The sequence below is a fragment of the Chryseobacterium sediminis genome, from assembly GCF_008386505.1.
Taxonomy (GTDB): domain Bacteria; phylum Bacteroidota; class Bacteroidia; order Flavobacteriales; family Weeksellaceae; genus Chryseobacterium; species Chryseobacterium sediminis.
The window spans coordinates 1-15,507 of sequence record NZ_VUNZ01000007.1; the positions used below are offsets into that span (position 1 = coordinate 1).

Annotated in this window: 13 protein-coding genes; 10 read left to right on the plus strand and 3 right to left on the minus strand. The window is 34.4% G+C overall.

Going from position 1 to position 15,507, the window contains the following annotated elements:
- Positions 1-426 precede the first annotated feature (426 nt).
- From FW780_RS21615 to FW780_RS21635, 5 genes are all read left to right on the plus strand, one after another.
- Complete coding sequence (locus tag FW780_RS21615) at positions 427-1,593, plus strand: T9SS type A sorting domain-containing protein (RefSeq protein ID WP_149835659.1); 1,167 nt, start codon at positions 427-429, stop codon at positions 1,591-1,593.
- A 126-nt stretch (positions 1,594-1,719) separates the two neighbouring features.
- The gene (locus FW780_RS21620; protein WP_149835660.1) at positions 1,720-4,371 is read left to right on the plus strand and encodes a 4-alpha-glucanotransferase; all 2,652 of its coding nucleotides are present in this window, start codon (positions 1,720-1,722) and stop codon (positions 4,369-4,371) included.
- 139 nt (positions 4,372-4,510) lie between these two features.
- Positions 4,511-5,491, plus strand: coding sequence for a hypothetical protein (locus FW780_RS21625; RefSeq protein WP_149835661.1), 981 nt, complete (start codon positions 4,511-4,513; stop codon positions 5,489-5,491).
- 180 nt (positions 5,492-5,671) lie between these two features.
- Positions 5,672-6,121 (plus strand): hypothetical protein, encoded by a 450-nt coding sequence (locus FW780_RS21630; protein WP_149835662.1) that lies wholly within the window; start codon positions 5,672-5,674, stop codon positions 6,119-6,121.
- A 127-nt stretch (positions 6,122-6,248) separates the two neighbouring features.
- A complete protein-coding gene (locus FW780_RS21635; protein ID WP_047374012.1) occupies positions 6,249-6,758 on the plus strand; it encodes a ferritin in 510 nt (169 codons plus the stop codon).
- Positions 6,759-6,852: 94 nt separating this feature from the next.
- Here the strand turns inward: FW780_RS21635 and FW780_RS21640 are convergent, their stop codons facing one another.
- Positions 6,853-9,993 carry a UvrD-helicase domain-containing protein gene (locus FW780_RS21640; protein ID WP_149835663.1) on the minus strand — a complete coding sequence of 1,047 codons (3,141 nt, stop codon included), beginning with the start codon at positions 9,991-9,993 and terminating at the stop codon, positions 6,853-6,855.
- A gap of 182 nt (positions 9,994-10,175) precedes the next feature.
- Between FW780_RS21640 and FW780_RS21645 the strand changes: the two genes are divergently transcribed.
- The 4 genes from FW780_RS21645 (at position 10,176) to FW780_RS21660 (ending at position 13,406) form a co-directional block, all read left to right on the plus strand.
- Complete coding sequence (locus tag FW780_RS21645) at positions 10,176-10,922, plus strand: carboxypeptidase-like regulatory domain-containing protein (RefSeq protein WP_149835664.1); 747 nt, start codon at positions 10,176-10,178, stop codon at positions 10,920-10,922.
- A 6-nt stretch (positions 10,923-10,928) separates the two neighbouring features.
- The gene (locus FW780_RS21650) at positions 10,929-11,741 is read left to right on the plus strand and encodes a hypothetical protein (protein WP_241676967.1); all 813 of its coding nucleotides are present in this window, start codon (positions 10,929-10,931) and stop codon (positions 11,739-11,741) included.
- Between the two features lie 14 nt (positions 11,742-11,755).
- Positions 11,756-12,559 (plus strand): carboxypeptidase-like regulatory domain-containing protein, encoded by an 804-nt coding sequence (locus tag FW780_RS21655; protein ID WP_241676968.1) that lies wholly within the window; start codon positions 11,756-11,758, stop codon positions 12,557-12,559.
- A gap of 112 nt (positions 12,560-12,671) precedes the next feature.
- The gene (locus FW780_RS21660; protein ID WP_149835666.1) at positions 12,672-13,406 is read left to right on the plus strand and encodes an SIMPL domain-containing protein; all 735 of its coding nucleotides are present in this window, start codon (positions 12,672-12,674) and stop codon (positions 13,404-13,406) included.
- A gap of 57 nt (positions 13,407-13,463) precedes the next feature.
- On the opposite strand, the gene FW780_RS21665 is transcribed toward FW780_RS21660, so the two are convergent.
- Entirely contained in the window at positions 13,464-13,976 is a 513-nt protein-coding gene (locus tag FW780_RS21665; RefSeq protein ID WP_149835667.1) for a GNAT family N-acetyltransferase, read from the minus strand.
- 3 nt (positions 13,977-13,979) lie between these two features.
- Positions 13,980-14,201 (minus strand): PspC family transcriptional regulator, encoded by a 222-nt coding sequence (locus FW780_RS21670; protein WP_034695702.1) that lies wholly within the window; start codon positions 14,199-14,201, stop codon positions 13,980-13,982.
- A 534-nt stretch (positions 14,202-14,735) separates the two neighbouring features.
- Here FW780_RS21670 and FW780_RS21675 point away from each other — a divergent pair.
- Positions 14,736-15,473, plus strand: a complete 738-nt coding sequence (locus FW780_RS21675; RefSeq protein WP_149835668.1) for a hypothetical protein — start codon at positions 14,736-14,738, stop codon at positions 15,471-15,473.
- Positions 15,474-15,507: the final 34 nt, after the last annotated feature.

Sequence of the window (15,507 nt, forward strand, 5' to 3'; positions counted from 1 at the left end):
TTATCATTCATCGTTCATAACTTATCATTTATCATTGATGATGACATCCCCAGCTGTCACTCCGAAGGAGTCTCAACAATCTATTTTACATTATTCTATCATCAAATATTTGAATCCTTTAGACTCTAATAAATATGGCTGGATTCCTACGGAATGACACAACTGAAAAAGAGGATACTTATAATACTATTTGAAAATCATAACACGTAACATGTAACCCGAATCTCAAATCATTCACTAATAGATATTAATATATTTTATTCGCCTATCAAACTAATCAAAAGAACGCAGAAATGAATGATAACAGCTGTACATTCATTAATTGATTATCAACTTTATTCAAATACGAGGGATTTTTGCTTTTTTAACTTGAAAATTGTGTAACTTAGTAATATCAAAATGATTACGAATCTAAAAATATATAATATGAAAAAACATTTATTCCCTCTATTTTTACTGTTATTCGGTGTGAATGCGCAGGCACAACAAGATTTCTTTGCGATTGCCGGAAAACAGACTCAGAGTATCACGTTCAACGATTTTCGAGCAATTGATGCAGTTAATGGAACTTCCGGAGAAAAAGTTTTTACAGCCGATTCTTCAGCCAAAGTATTTTCTCAGGCTAGAAGAGGTATTGTAGCTGAAGATAAAAGCTCTTATGGTAATTCTCAAGCAATAACTTTGGCTGCCTTGGCCTATGATTCTTCAAATAATAATCTGGTTTATATGCCTATGTTTTCGTCAAATATCTATGTCTTAAACCCACAGACGAAGGATATTACATTGGTAGAAAATACAGTAGCAAGAGTATCATCATGTGATATCAATTCTCATATTACAAGAATGGCAACAGGATATAATGGGAGCATTTATGCTGTGAATAATGCCGGAACACAGTTTCTGGAAATTAGTAAAAAAGGTGGACAATATGTAGTAAATGATCTTGGAATTATCAAAGATGATTCTTCTAACGGTAAAAATTCATTTACAGCCATGGAGACTGGATTTGGTGGAGATATGATAGCTGATTCAGATAATAATTTCTATATTTTCTCAGCGTCAGGAAATGTTTTCAAGGTGCTGACAAAGGAATTAAAAGCTAAGTTCGTAGGTAAAATTGCCGGAATTCCGGATAATTATTCCGTTAACGGTTCAGCTGTAAATGATCAGGGAAAAGTAGTAGTTGCAAGTGCAAAAGGAGCTGCGTTATATGAGGTAGATCTAGCAACTTTACAGGCAAAGCAGCTTCCAGGAGAACAAGGACTGCATATTTATGATTTGGCAAGTAAGTATTTTGTTAATGATAAAGCTTCCAACATAAATGCTATGGCAACTAATCTAGATATTTATCCTACAAAAGTAGATGAGCATTATATCAACGTTCATACTAATAAGAATATGAAAGGTAATATTAAACTAAATATCTTTGATATGTCAGGTAAAAATGTAATGACTCATGATTTATCTATAAAAGATACTTCAGTGGATGAGAAAGTATATCTTAAAGGATTGGTGAGCGGAGCTTATATTGTAAATATTACTGATGAATCCGGAAAGGTAATATTTAATAAGAAGATTCTCGTAACAAGATAATTACAAAATATAATTAAGAATATAAAGACCTTTTCAAATCAATTTGAGAAGGTTTTTTAATGATTATTTGATATTCAATAAGTTTTATTTTTCGATATTAAAATGTACATTTATAAAAAAATATAGATGAAACTATACTTTAATGTAGGATATATTGTAAAGGCTGGAGAAAATTTGCAGTTGGTAATTGGTGAAGAGGGAGCTGCAGTACATATCCATACTATGTTTTATGCTGAAAACGGATTATGGAAATGTGAAGTTGATAATTTCTCAAAATCCATTTCTTATCAATACCGGGTAGTTAATGAAAAAGGCAATGTATTAAGAGAGGAATTTGTTCCGCATCATCTTAGTTTCCCCCATAATTATAAGGAGTTTATAGTTTTTGACGAGTGGAATAACAAAAATTTTCCTGAAAACTATTTGAACAACAAAATCCTTTACAATAAACTGCATGATTTTGTTCCCGAAAAAATTACGGTTTTAAAAAAGCATACCCATTTATTCAGAATAGAAGCTCCTATTTATAATCCGGATTGGAGAATCGTGCTCTTTGGAAGCACGGCATCCTTAGGGAACTGGAGCTATGACAAAGTGATTCATCTGCAACAGACAGATTTTGGAATGTGGGAAGCTTCTGTAGAAATTCCGGAGAATGAATTTATCCAATTCAAATATTGTATTTACGATACTAAAGAAAACAGAGTTATTGATGTGGAAACCGGAGAGAACAGATTTACGGTTGCTAATCTGTTAGATGATGTTCTGCAGATCGTTTCCAATCATTATTTTAAATTTAAAGGATATCAGATGTATCATGATGCCGGGGTTGCTGTTCCTGTATTCTCTTTGAGAAGTGATGACGGTTTCGGTGTAGGAGAATTTGCGGATATTAAAAAGTTGGCAGATTGGACAAAAGAAACGAATCTTGGTATTATTCAGATTCTTCCGATCAATGATACAACAGCAAATTATACCTGGACTGATTCCTATCCTTATGCGGCAGTATCTGTTTATGCATTGCATCCACAATATATCTCTATAGAAAAGCTTGATTATTTCTTACCTAAAGAATTAGTTGAATCGTATTTAACTGAAAAAGAAAGACTAAATTCCTTGGATCTGATTGACTATGAAAAAATGATCGAAGGTAAATGGAAATATCTTACAGCTGTTTTCTACGCAGAAAAAGATAAAATCTATAAAGACAGAAACTTCAAAAAGTTTATTAAGGACAATGAATATTGGCTTGTTCCTTATTCTGCATTCTGCGTATTGAGGGATAAATATAAAACACCCAATTTCAACGAGTGGAAAACTCATAAAAAATATATTGCAGGAAAAATTTTACAGTTTTTCACAACGAAAAATAAAGATTATGATATCTCAATGCTTCATGCCTGGGTACAGTATCAATTACATGTACAGCTGAAAGATGCTGTTGATTATGCACATAACCTAGGAATTTCGTTGAAGGGAGATCTTCCGATTGGAATTTACAGATACTCCGTAGAAGCGTGGACAGAGCCGGAATTATTCGGAATGGATTTTCAGGCAGGAGCCCCACCAGATCAGTTTACAGAGCTTGGACAGAACTGGGAATTCCCAACTTATAATTGGGAAGCTATGAAAGCAGATGATTACAGATGGTGGAAAAATAGGTTCAAAGCGTTGGAACAGTATTTTGATGCGATGAGAATTGACCACATTCTTGGTTTTTTCAGAATATGGAGAATGCCAATTTCTGCCGTACAAGGAATTTTAGGGTACTTTTACCCGGCTGTTCCTATAGTGGTGGAGGAATTTAAAGCCTGGCAGATTCCGTTTAATTTTGACAGATATTGTAAGCCTTTTATCAATAATCAGATCTTATGGGACTATTTTGGAAAAGATAGTGGGAAAGCTCTTGAATTTATGAACCGTAACACAGACGGAACCTATGTATTTAAAGAAGAATTTGATACCCAGAGAAAACTGGCTGATTTCTTTAAGAAAAAATCATATGGTCCGCTTGAGGAGCAATTGATTTCCCTGTGTGCTAATGTTTTGTTTTTAACAGAAGAAAGAAACGGGAAAACAGTGTATCACCCAAGGTTCAATGTATACAATACAGAGTCTTACAAATACCTTCCCGAATTGGAGCAGAAAAGTATTTATGATCTGTATCACGATTATTTCTTCAGAAGACAGGATCATCTTTGGTCTGAGAAAGCAATGGAAAAGCTTCCCGTTATCCTGAATGCTACCAAGATGCTGATCTGCGGAGAAGACCTCGGGATGGTTCCTGCATGTGTACCGGTTGTAATGGACGAATTAGCGATCATAGCTTTAAAGGTACAGAGAATGCCTTCTGAAAATATCCCGTTTTATAATCCTAAGCATGCAAACTATATGAATGTAGTGACAGCATCTTCACACGACAGCTCAACCTTGAGACAATGGTGGAAAGAAGATCCTGCTCTTACCCAAAAATATTTCAACCAACAGCTGATACAATATGGTAAAGCTCCTGCAGATCTGAATCCTCATCTTGCAGAGATCATTATGAAACAGCATTTATATAACGAAGCTATGCTGGCTATTTTCCCGATTCAGGAGTTTCTGGCAACAGATGCTGAACTTACTAATAAACATATTGATAATGAAAGAATTAATAATCCTGCAGTTTTTCCACATTATTGGCGTTACAGAATGCATATAAAACTGGAAGACCTTAAAAAGAAAAAATCTTTCAATGAAAAGATTGCTTTTTGGATAAAAGATAGCGGGAGAATGTAAATTTAACACCTGATTATCAGTTAGTTGAAAATAATTTAAAAGAAGTTTGATCTTATGATTTAACTTCTTTTTTTTATTTGTATCAAAAAGATAGAATTAAGATATTCTGCTATATATTAACCAATTAACGACTATAGAGATGAAAAAAATATTTTTAGGATTAGCTTTTGGGTTGGGCGTTTTGACGTCTGCTCAGCAGTATCCGAACAATGGTTGGGGTGATGATGGTTATTATCAGAATGGAGATGGCTATTACAGCGATGAAGATGACAGAAATTATTTCCCTGATGATTATTATTACAATTATCCTCAGGATTATTATCCAAGTGATTATTATCAAAGCTATTATAACGACTACAGAGGAAGTATCATTAATATCGACTGGAACGGTTTTTTTGTACAGAACAGACTAAGCCGCTGGCAGATAGATCAGATTATGAGACTTAATAATCTGTATGCAAGTTTTACAGCATGGAATAATTTCTACCGATATAATCCGGACAGATGGTATTATGACAGGTTTTATGCAATGGAAAGGATATTAGGACCAAGGGTATTTGTAGTTTTCCAAAATAACTACTACAGAGGTTCAAGCCCTATTGTGTATTTCCAGAATTACAGAAGAACGTATTATGTACCGAGATATACTGTAATGCCAAGATATAGAAATGTCAATATCAATATTTACAGAGTAGACAGATCAAGATTCCGTAGAATGGATAACCCTACTTTTGATATTGTCAGAAGAGACAGAGGCGGTAATGGTTTCAGAAATACGAGAACCGATAACTCGGGAGGCTTCCGTGATAATAATGGAGGTTTTAGAAGTAGTAATAGCGGGAATAGAGGAAACTCTGACAATAACGGAGGTTTCAGAACTAATAACAGCGGAGGATTCAGAGGAAACTCTGATAATGGTGGAACCCGTGGGAATTCTGATAACGGAGGATTCAGAAGCAATAATGGAGGTGGTTTCAGAGGAAACAGTGAAGTAAGAAGAGAAGCTCCTAAAAGAGAAGATAATGGCGGATTCAGAGGAAATGGAGGTGGATCGAGACAAAGATCTGAAAGTTCTGGTCGCGGTAATGGAGGCTTTAGAGGCAGCTTAGTAAAGAATTAATTTTCATATATTATATTTAAGTGGTGTGAAGGGCAGGTTTTTATAATCTGTCCTTTTTTTTTGTTTGTTTGTTGATTTATTTTTGTTAAAATTTAACATTATTTATGAATTTATTAATTTAACTTCTGTTTTAATTAATAATCAAAAAGGTATAATAACAATTAATTAAATTTTAAAAAGATGAAAAAATTAGTTTTAGCAATAACATTTATCGGAATGGGAAGTTTTGCAATGGCACAACAGACTACAACTCCACAAGACAGACAGGCAAGAGGCGCTGAAATGAAGCAGAAAATGGAGCAGAAACAACAGGAACGCCTTGCAGAAATGCAAAAAGACCTTAATCTGAACCAATCTCAGGTAGCGCAGATAAAAGACCTTCAGGAAAAAAGAAATGCCGAAAGAAAAGCTGAGTTTGAAAAAAATAAAGGAGAAAGACAGGTTAGAATGCAGGAAATGATGGCAAAGAAAGCACAAATGGATGCTGACATGAAAAAAATTCTAAACCCTGAACAATACGATAAATGGCAGGCTGACAGAAAAGCAAAAGCAGAAAAAATGAAGATGGCAATGAAAGAAAGAAGAATGATGAAAAAGCCGATGAATACAGGAGCTGCTGACGTAAAATAACAGCTTGTAATTTTAGTTTTTTAATGTGTTAAGGATGGATGTTTTTCCATCCTTTTTGTATTAAATTTCTTTAAAACCTTTGATTTCGGGCTTTTATTCCCTATTTTTGACTGTAAATTTAATACTTATGGTTAGCGAAAAAATTGCAAAATTAATTAACGAACAAATTGCCCACGAACAATACGCCGCTCAATATTATCTTTCAATGTCTGCATGGTTTTCCGGAAAAGATCTGGACGGAATTGCCAACTATTTCAGAGTACAGAGCAAAGAAGAATTAATGCACGCAGATAAAATGTTTGATTATTTAAATGATGTAGGCGGAGAAATTATCATCGGAGAAATTCCAAAACCTCCACATGAGTTCGAGAATGCTACGGATATTTTTGAAAAAGCTTTGGCACATGAGAAAATAGTAACTAAAAGTATTTTCAATATTGTAAAAAATGCAAACGATGAAGGAGATTTTGCAACAACATCATTCCTGCAGTGGTTTATCAACGAGCAGGTAGAAGAAGAAGCCAGCGCTTCTCAGTATGTAACAAAAATCAAAATGGTATGCGATAACCCATCAGCACTATACCTTTTTGATCAGGAGTTGTCTCAGAGAGTATTTGTTCCTGCTACAACAGCTTAAGACTTAAACTTCTCAAAATATAAAACCGCTATCCAATGGAATAGCGGTTTTTGTTTTTTATCCGAAAAGAATTAAGCCTTTAGAATTGGAAAATTTATAGATAAATAATCTGAGTCTTAAGAACCTTTTTACCCAGACGCTCAAGGATATTTTTATAGCCTTCTACCTGTGCCTCATCTTTAGTTTTCTGTTCACCAGTCTTAAAATCAACGATGATATAACCTTCCTCACCTTTTAAAATACGGTCAGGTCTGAATATATGGCTTTCCCCATTTTCAGAGATCATAATATCTTTCTCGTTGATCACCTCCCATTTTTCATCAAAGAATTCCGCATAAGTTTTCACGATCTCCTCTAAAGTGAGTTGTATTTCATTCTTTTCCTCCAGCGTAATCTGGCCTTCCAGTGCATAACCTTCCAACACTTTTGAAATATCTTTTTCAGTATTGATCTTTGATAAAAGTTCATGAACAAATAACCCGATCCTTACTTTTTCATTTCGTACCTGATAGTTTTTAGACGGAGTAGCAATTTTGATAGAAGTACTTTTTTCGTTGACATTCTTAAGATCCTGAATATTCTGCGTTTTAAAAGATGAACTTTTATCTTTCGAGTATTTTTTCAGCATTTCCGGATTCACTTCATACAGATCAAACTCATCAGCCTGTTCCGAATTTTTTGTTTGAAGGAATTCGAGAAGCTCAAGATTATTAGAAGTTTTATTAGCTTTCTGAAGATAGAAAAACAACTGTTCAACGGGTCTGGTGGTGGCAACATACTGCAGACATAATCTGTCAATCATGTTTTTATAAGAATTTTTACTGTTAAAAAACAGAATTTCCTCATCATAAACTTCAAGATTCTTATTAAACTGATTGATGTTCACAGATTTTAAAGCTTCATTTTCATTCGTATCAAACCAGTTGGTAAATTCACTATCTCGGTTTTTGTTCATCATAGGAATAAAAACAATAGGGAACTCCAGGCCTTTAGACTTATGAATGGTCATAATTTGGATTGCATCAATATTTTCCGAAGCCTGAATGGTGTAAGAGGAAGCTTCCTCATCCCAGTATTTCAAAAACTCTTTTGTACTGGCACCTGCATTCTGGGTGAAGTTGAAAAGCATTTCAAGGAAGTTCAGTAAAAAATCGGTCTCTTTGTTTTCAACAGAAAATTCGTTGATGTAATATTCTATAAAATTGTACAGATTAAACCTCGGAAAATTGTCCTGCTTAAGCTGCAGTGAATATTTCTGCTGAATAAACTGAAGTATTTCTTCATGCCCCTCAATATCCAGAATTTCTTTCATTTCTAAAGTGAAATCCGGCATATGAATTTTTCCCAGTGTATTCAGATGATACATCATCATGATCAGGCAATGTTTATTCTTAGGATTAAGTTCCCATCGCAGAAATTCAATCACAGCCTTTAACGTATTGGAAAGTTCCAGTGTAAGACCTTTATCGGAAATTGTTTTAATATTCGTTTCCTCACCGCGATAATTAACTTTTAAACTTCCCAGTTTTTGAGAGTAGCTGAAAATATCAAAATTTCCTCTGCAAAGAATCGTGATATCAGAAAACTTAAAACCATTATCCAGACATTCCTGAATGTCCTTTCGCATTCTTTCTGAAGTATCATTGTAAAACTCTTCGTTTGTAAGATTGTCGATAAGATTCACCTTTACACGTCCGTCAATCTTTGATTTTGGACTTTGCTCAGCATCTTCCCCGAAAATATTCTTATGCTCCTCCAAAAGCCCTTCAGAATGGAAACGGTACAGCTCATTGTTGAACTGTACAATATTTCTGGCACTTCTCCAGTTGTCTTTTAACACAAGAAGATCTGCTTCCTTCGGTGAAAATTCTTTTTTGTTGATAATATCCAGCATCAGTTTACTCTCCCCACCACGGAATCTGTAAATACTCTGCTTGGGATCACCCACCAAAGTAAATGAAGTATACTCTGTAGAGACACTGTGATCTCTCAGTGGAACAAAATTTTGCCACTGCAGTTCTGATGTATCCTGAAACTCATCAAAGAAATAATGCTGAAACTGTGCTCCTACTTTTTCGTAAATAAAAGCAGAAGGTTCATTTTTAAGATTTTCATTGATCAGGATATTAAATTTAGAAAGAAGGACAAGATCATTTTCTTCCTCAATTTTTTGAAGCTCATCCTGAATATCCTTATTTACTTTTAAAGGAAGGAGAGCAGACAAAACTTTCTCTTTCTTTTGAGTCTCAATGTACAGAAGGATCAGTTTCATTCTGTTCTCAAGAAGATGATCAAGGATCTCAAAAATTTCAGACTCTTTATGTTTTGATTTTGAAGAGGCTCCCTTTTTGTAATTGTTGATCACAGATTCTTCCTGAGTGGTAGGAAAAGGAAATCCGGCTCTTTTCTGCTGGTAAAAATCGATAACTTTCGTAAAGAAACCTCCGATTCCGTTTTTACCCTGGGCAAAATCTTCAATATCTATATTTCTGGATTTGAATAATTCAATAGAACTGGCCGCAAGTTCTGCAGACTGTTTTTTATTGAGAACAATTTCTTTACGAAGCGTATTCTTTATTTTCTCATAATTGGCATCGTCAAAACTCTTATTGCTTTTCAGATGCTCATAGTGAATATCCTTTACAAATTCTTTTGCCGAATCATAAAGGTTTTTATTAAGATTAATTCTTTCATTATTTTCAAGGCTGTAGTCTACATAATCCATGAAAGAATTGGAGATCGTTTCATTTTCTCCAATCTGGTCCAGCATTTTATCAACGGCCTCTATCAAAAAGGGTTCAGCTTCAATTTCAAGATTAAAATTTTTAGCCAATCCCAATTCATAAGAAAAGCTTCTTACCAGTCTTGAATTAAAACGGTCAATAGTTCCGATGTTCAATGTGGAATAATTGTGGAGAACATAATCCAGCAGTTTCTTAGAACGGTGATGAAGTTCATCAATTGTAATTTTAAGGCCCTCTTCTTCAAAGGCTTTCTGGATATTTTTCAGATCTGTATTCTCTGCATACTCTTTAGCGGAGAAATTTCCCAGCCAGGATAAAATTCTTTCCTTCATCTCGTTTGCCGCCTTATTGGTGAAAGTCAAAGCGAGAATATTCCTGATCGACTGCTGTTGATTAGGATAGCGGAGACAGATCATCAGAAGCCTTTGTACCAGGGCATATGTTTTCCCGGATCCGGCAGAAGCATTGATGACTGTGTAAGAATTTTGCATTGTAAAAAGAGAATTGAGACTGCAAGTTAGCTAAAATTTGAAAGAAAATTTAACAATTTAATCAGGCTATTTAACAGTTTAGAAGGCAAAAATCAAAAAGAAATATTAAAACGCGTTAAGTGTGGTTAAACTTATGGTAAACATTAAAAATAATTTTAGCTTTGCTTTATAAAAAACAGCCAGTGAAACTCAAACTATTCTTTTTTTTATCCTTTATTTTTTTTATCCATACCCATGCCCAAAGTTATATATTCGGAAGGATTACTTCTGAAGACGGTGCAGAAATGCAGGATGTAAATGTAATCAATATCCGGACTGATGAAATGGTGGTTTCAAACAGTGATGGTCATTTTATGATTTCCGGAAAACAGGGGGATGAATTACGTTTTATAAAAGCAGGATATGAACGGCTGATGAGAAAAGTTTCTCAGGAAAATATACAGTCTCCTATGAATATAAGCCTTGTCCGTCAAACCATTCTGATTCCTGAAGTGGAAGTAAAGCAAGGGCTTACCGGAAACCTGAAAATAGATTCAAAACTTTACAACAAACCTAAAAAGGTTGAAAAGCTACTTAAAGATATGGATCGCTATATTGCTCAGAAATCTGATCCAAGAATATTGGCCGCTAAACCCGGAGAATTCGTACAGCCAAAAGGACAAGGATTCTCCATAGGAAAAGTCAAAGACAAGTGGGATGATGTAGATTTGATGCAGTATATCAGAGCGAGTCTTGGAGATGATTATTTTACCAATCTTAAGATCGAAAAACCTCTGATAGATCATTTTATTTATTATGTTTTTGCAGGCGGTTTTGAAAGAAAAAAAATACTGAAGTACGGTTTTTGCAGTGATTCAGATCTGAACAGGTTTCAAGGTTTTGTTCTGACAAGAATTTCATCTTATCGCGCTCCACAAACTAAAAGATAGATGGAGATGATGTATATCAAAAGGTTTTTGTTTCTTGTGCTTTTTTGTATCACCTCTGGATTGTGGGCACAGCAAAAAATATCAGGAAAAGTGATCACAGGGGATGAATTTGATTTAACTCCTGTACTCATTGTCAATATTTCAGAAGACAAAAGCATATTAAGTGATATGTCCGGGAAATTTGAGATTGATGCAAAAGAAAATGACGAGATCAGATTCGTAAAAGAAGGATACTACCGTGTAGATAAGAAAATTACCATAGAAGAGTTCGATTCCCCATTGAATATCATTCTCAAAAGAATAGAAATCCAGATTCCTGAAGTGAAGATTACCTATAAACCTACAGGAAATTTAGCGAAGGATAATCAGCGCTTAAATGAATCAAGAAAACTCCAGTCATTAAAATCGGATATGGAGGATTATATGAAAAGTCCGCTTAATCAACCATTACCGACTAATACCGTTTCAAAAACTTTTACAGGGCATGACTATAATGTGGGACAGGTAAACCTGTTTGGCGTATTTAATGCTGTATCAGGTTTGGTAAAGAAGGTAACAAAACCTAAAATTACGAAAGCGAATTACAATGAGACTCAGAATTTCCTTAAAAGAGTAAGGAACCAGATTAACTTGAATTTCCTGAAAAAATACGGAATGGATGAAGAGCAGATTGACGCCTTCCTTCTTTATGCAGAAAAGACCCGTTCCCTTGCAAAACGCTATCGGAAAGATTTTCAGATTGATGTTATAGAGTATGAGCTTAAAATAGCATTCGGGGAATATAGTAAAATGAATAAATTAGAAGGAAATAAAGAATAATAAAGTTGGGATATATGACTGAAAATATTGAAACATTTGGGCTAAGAAAATTTTTTCTTTTCCTTATGCTTCTGTGCAGTACTCTTATTTTTTCCCAGCAGACAGTAACTGGTCGGATAGTAGATGATAATGGGGAGAACCTGAGTAAAGTGATCGTTATCAATATGTCTTCAGACAAAAAGGTATATTCTGATTCAGAGGGTATTTTTTCTATTGAGGCCAATCCTAATGACGAACTGAGATTTGTAAAAGAAGACTTCAACAGAACCTCCAGAAGAGTTCTTGCCGATGGTATTAATTCTCCGTTGTTTATTACTCTTTATCAGATTCCAAGGGATGTAGGAGAAGTAAAGATCGTAAAAAAACTTACAGGAGATCTGGAAACAGATTCCCGAATTGTTGCAAAAGTAGATAAAGGTGAACAGGTGAGAGATGCGGTAGGACTTCCGCAGCCGGTTGGAAAAATGAGAGAAAAACCAGCCGAAGTAAAAAGTGTTCTTTTACCGATACTCTTGGGAAATCTGAATGTTCAGGGAGTGTATGATCTGATAAGCGGTAAAGCCAGAAGGCAGAAAAGACAATATAAATATGACGATCTTCAGGAACATATTGCCTGGATTCGGGACAGGATAGATGATGATTATTTTGTAAAAGCCGGAATTCCAGCCGACAGAATCTCAGAATTTATTCAATTTTCATTTTTAGCGAAACCTCAGGTCCGAACCTATGTGAAAGCAAGAAATCTTTCTGGGGTAATGCTGAGGTTAGAAGAAACGGTACCTCTTTTTATAGAAAGGTTAAAAGAGAATCAAAAATAGTTATGTGAATCTTCAGGTTTTCTAATTTTTAAAATGTTAAAAAAATCTTAAAATATTGGAATAGAAATTGATACAGTCTTTATTGTAACAACAACCTAAATTCACAAGTTTTATGAATAAAAACATTTTTGCAGTAGCCATAGCCGCGCTTGGTTTCATAATCGGGCTCGGATTTTTAGGAAACGCCATTAAAAACAGAAATAAATCTGAAAATACTATTTCCGTAACAGGTCTCGGTACAAAACAGTTTACATCAGATCTGATCACCTGGTCCGGAAGTTTTTCCAAAAATAATTCTGATCTTAAATCAGCTTATGATGAGCTGGCGATGGACAGAAAAGTGATCAATGATTATCTGCTTTCAAAAGGGATACAGCAGAAGGAGATTGTATTTTCTTCCGTGGATATTCAGAAACAATTCAGGAGTTATAATGATGCCAACGGAAATTATGTACAGGGAGAATTCTCCGGCTATAACCTTACCCAAAAAGTTTCTATTGAAAGTAAAGAAGTAAGCAAAATAGAAAATCTTTCCAGAAATATTACTGAAATTATCAATCGGGGAATTGAATTCACCTCTTCTTCACCAGCCTATTTTTATACTAAACTGGCTACCGTAAAACAGGAAATGATTGCCAGCGCAACAAAGGATGCTAAAGAACGCGCTGAAAAAATTGCTGAAAATTCGGGAAGTAGTTTGGGAAATCTAAAAAAAGCAACCATGGGAGTGATTCAGATTACAGCACCCAATTCTAATGAAGATTATTCTTACGGAGGAACCTTCAATACATCATCCAAAGAAAAAGAAGCCAGTATTACAATAAAACTGGAGTACGAAGTAAATTAATATAAATATCAGTAAAAGAAAAACGCCGGAATAGTTTTTTCCGGCGTTTTTATATTTTTAGGCATAAATAATTTTATGAATTTCTTTTTTAGCTTCATCTACATTTTCGGGAGTATAATTAGCAAGCAGCCATAAATTCAGAGACCTTTTTCCCTCACCATAGCTCGGCTGAATATGGGTATCATCAATCAGACTGAAATTATTTCTCTGATAAAATGAATAACGCCTTGCAGCATCTTCACTCAAATCTGCAGGTTCAATTTCTAAAATTACACCCGGATAGTTTTCTGAGATGTGATTGATAATATGAGAACCCAGTTTCTTGCTTCTGAATGCTTCAAATACTTCAAAATGCTCTACAAAAACAAAAGTGCTAAGCTCCCATAAGATGAGGTAACCAATAGTCTCCGATTCATGAATAACAGACATGAATTTTACATGCGGATTTGAAAATAAACCCTCAAACTGTTCTTTATCTCTTTGTTCATCTACAGGAAAAGTAGTGGTGTAAGAAGTATAGATTTCTTTAATTCTATGATCTTCAGCAGAAGTAATCGGTAAAAATTCCATAATTTATAAGTCAAAGACACTAGGTCTTCTGGTGATAAAAATATCTTTAATCCAAAGCGTGAATGCTAATCCCAAATAGATCAGAAAGAAAAAACCTGCTGTGGCGAAAGTAGAGTAAATGAAGAAAATTCTCAATTTAGATACAGGAATTCCCAGCTTGGCACCCGTTCTTGTCAGTACACCAAACCATTCTCTTTCCATTTTATGACGGATATTACTCAGCATTTCCAGATTGTTATTTAAAAGTTTAAATCCAATACTGCAAGTTAAGTTTTTTTCTTTAAATAGTATTAAGAAACTCAGACAAGTCATACCCATTGTTCATATTCCATTTAGATTTTATTCTTGTTTATATACAATTATTCCTCCTGGGGGAGAAAAAAATCCTTTAAAATATATTTGTTTGTAACTAATTGTTATGATGTTATTTAGTTTTATAGGTCATAATTTTTTTATGCTGAAAAGACATGATATATGGGCTGAGGCCATAGTTTGGGATAGCTACTCTGATTAAATTTGTATCTTGAAAATGTGAATTTTATTTCATGGAACATTGTATTTATAATAAGCCTAAGAAGTCCTCTTATTGTTTTATATGATTGGAATACGATTAAATGTAATATTAAAGAATATAGAAGGGAAAGAGGTATGAAATAGTGTCAATAAACATATGATGCATTATTTCAGTGAATACATGTACTGTATCTATTATTTACATTTACACTTGAGGCATAACAAAAATTTATAAATACACATTGAATGAAAAAAAAGATTTTATTACCTACCGTAATATTATGTTCCTGTTTAGCTTTTGGACAGGTAAGCATAAAAACAACAAATCCCCAAGGAACGTTTCATCTGGATGGAGCGAAAGATAATAATCTTACAGGTACCCCTTCTGTAACACAGCAAACTAATGATTTTATAGTTACATCATCAGGAAATGTAGGCATAGGAACTACAGCACCTGCAGCCAAGCTGCATATAGCCGGAAATGCATACTTAGGAACAGCAACTCCCACTAACGGAGCAGCAGGACACGCCCAAGTTGTAAGAAATGATTTGACAGGAGAATTGCAAATAATTGGTACCCCTACTAATACATTTCCCATAAACTATATTGCTTATAAAGTAAACCATGTGGAAGGAGACAATCTTGAAGATTTAAATCTTAATATACCAAGCTCTCAATATATAGTTGCAGTAGTTGGTAGTTATTTTGTGTCTAATGATGGGAATAATCAATTGTCAATGAGCTTTATCGGAGAAGGAGATTTTTCTCCTAAAAATATATATGCATTTAATAGCGGCGGAACATGGCATCTAACAGCTAATTTTCCCCATGCAACTACGAAGAATTTTTTAACCGGAGCCAATGGAAGCTGGACTATATACTGTCTGGTCATTAATAATACTTTTTCAAAGGATTTAGGATCTTCTGTAGTAAACTTTGGCGGATCAAGTAATGCTACAGGTACAGTTCCGGCAGGATTATAAAAGCAATACCAAATGATATTTAAATTTTATTTAC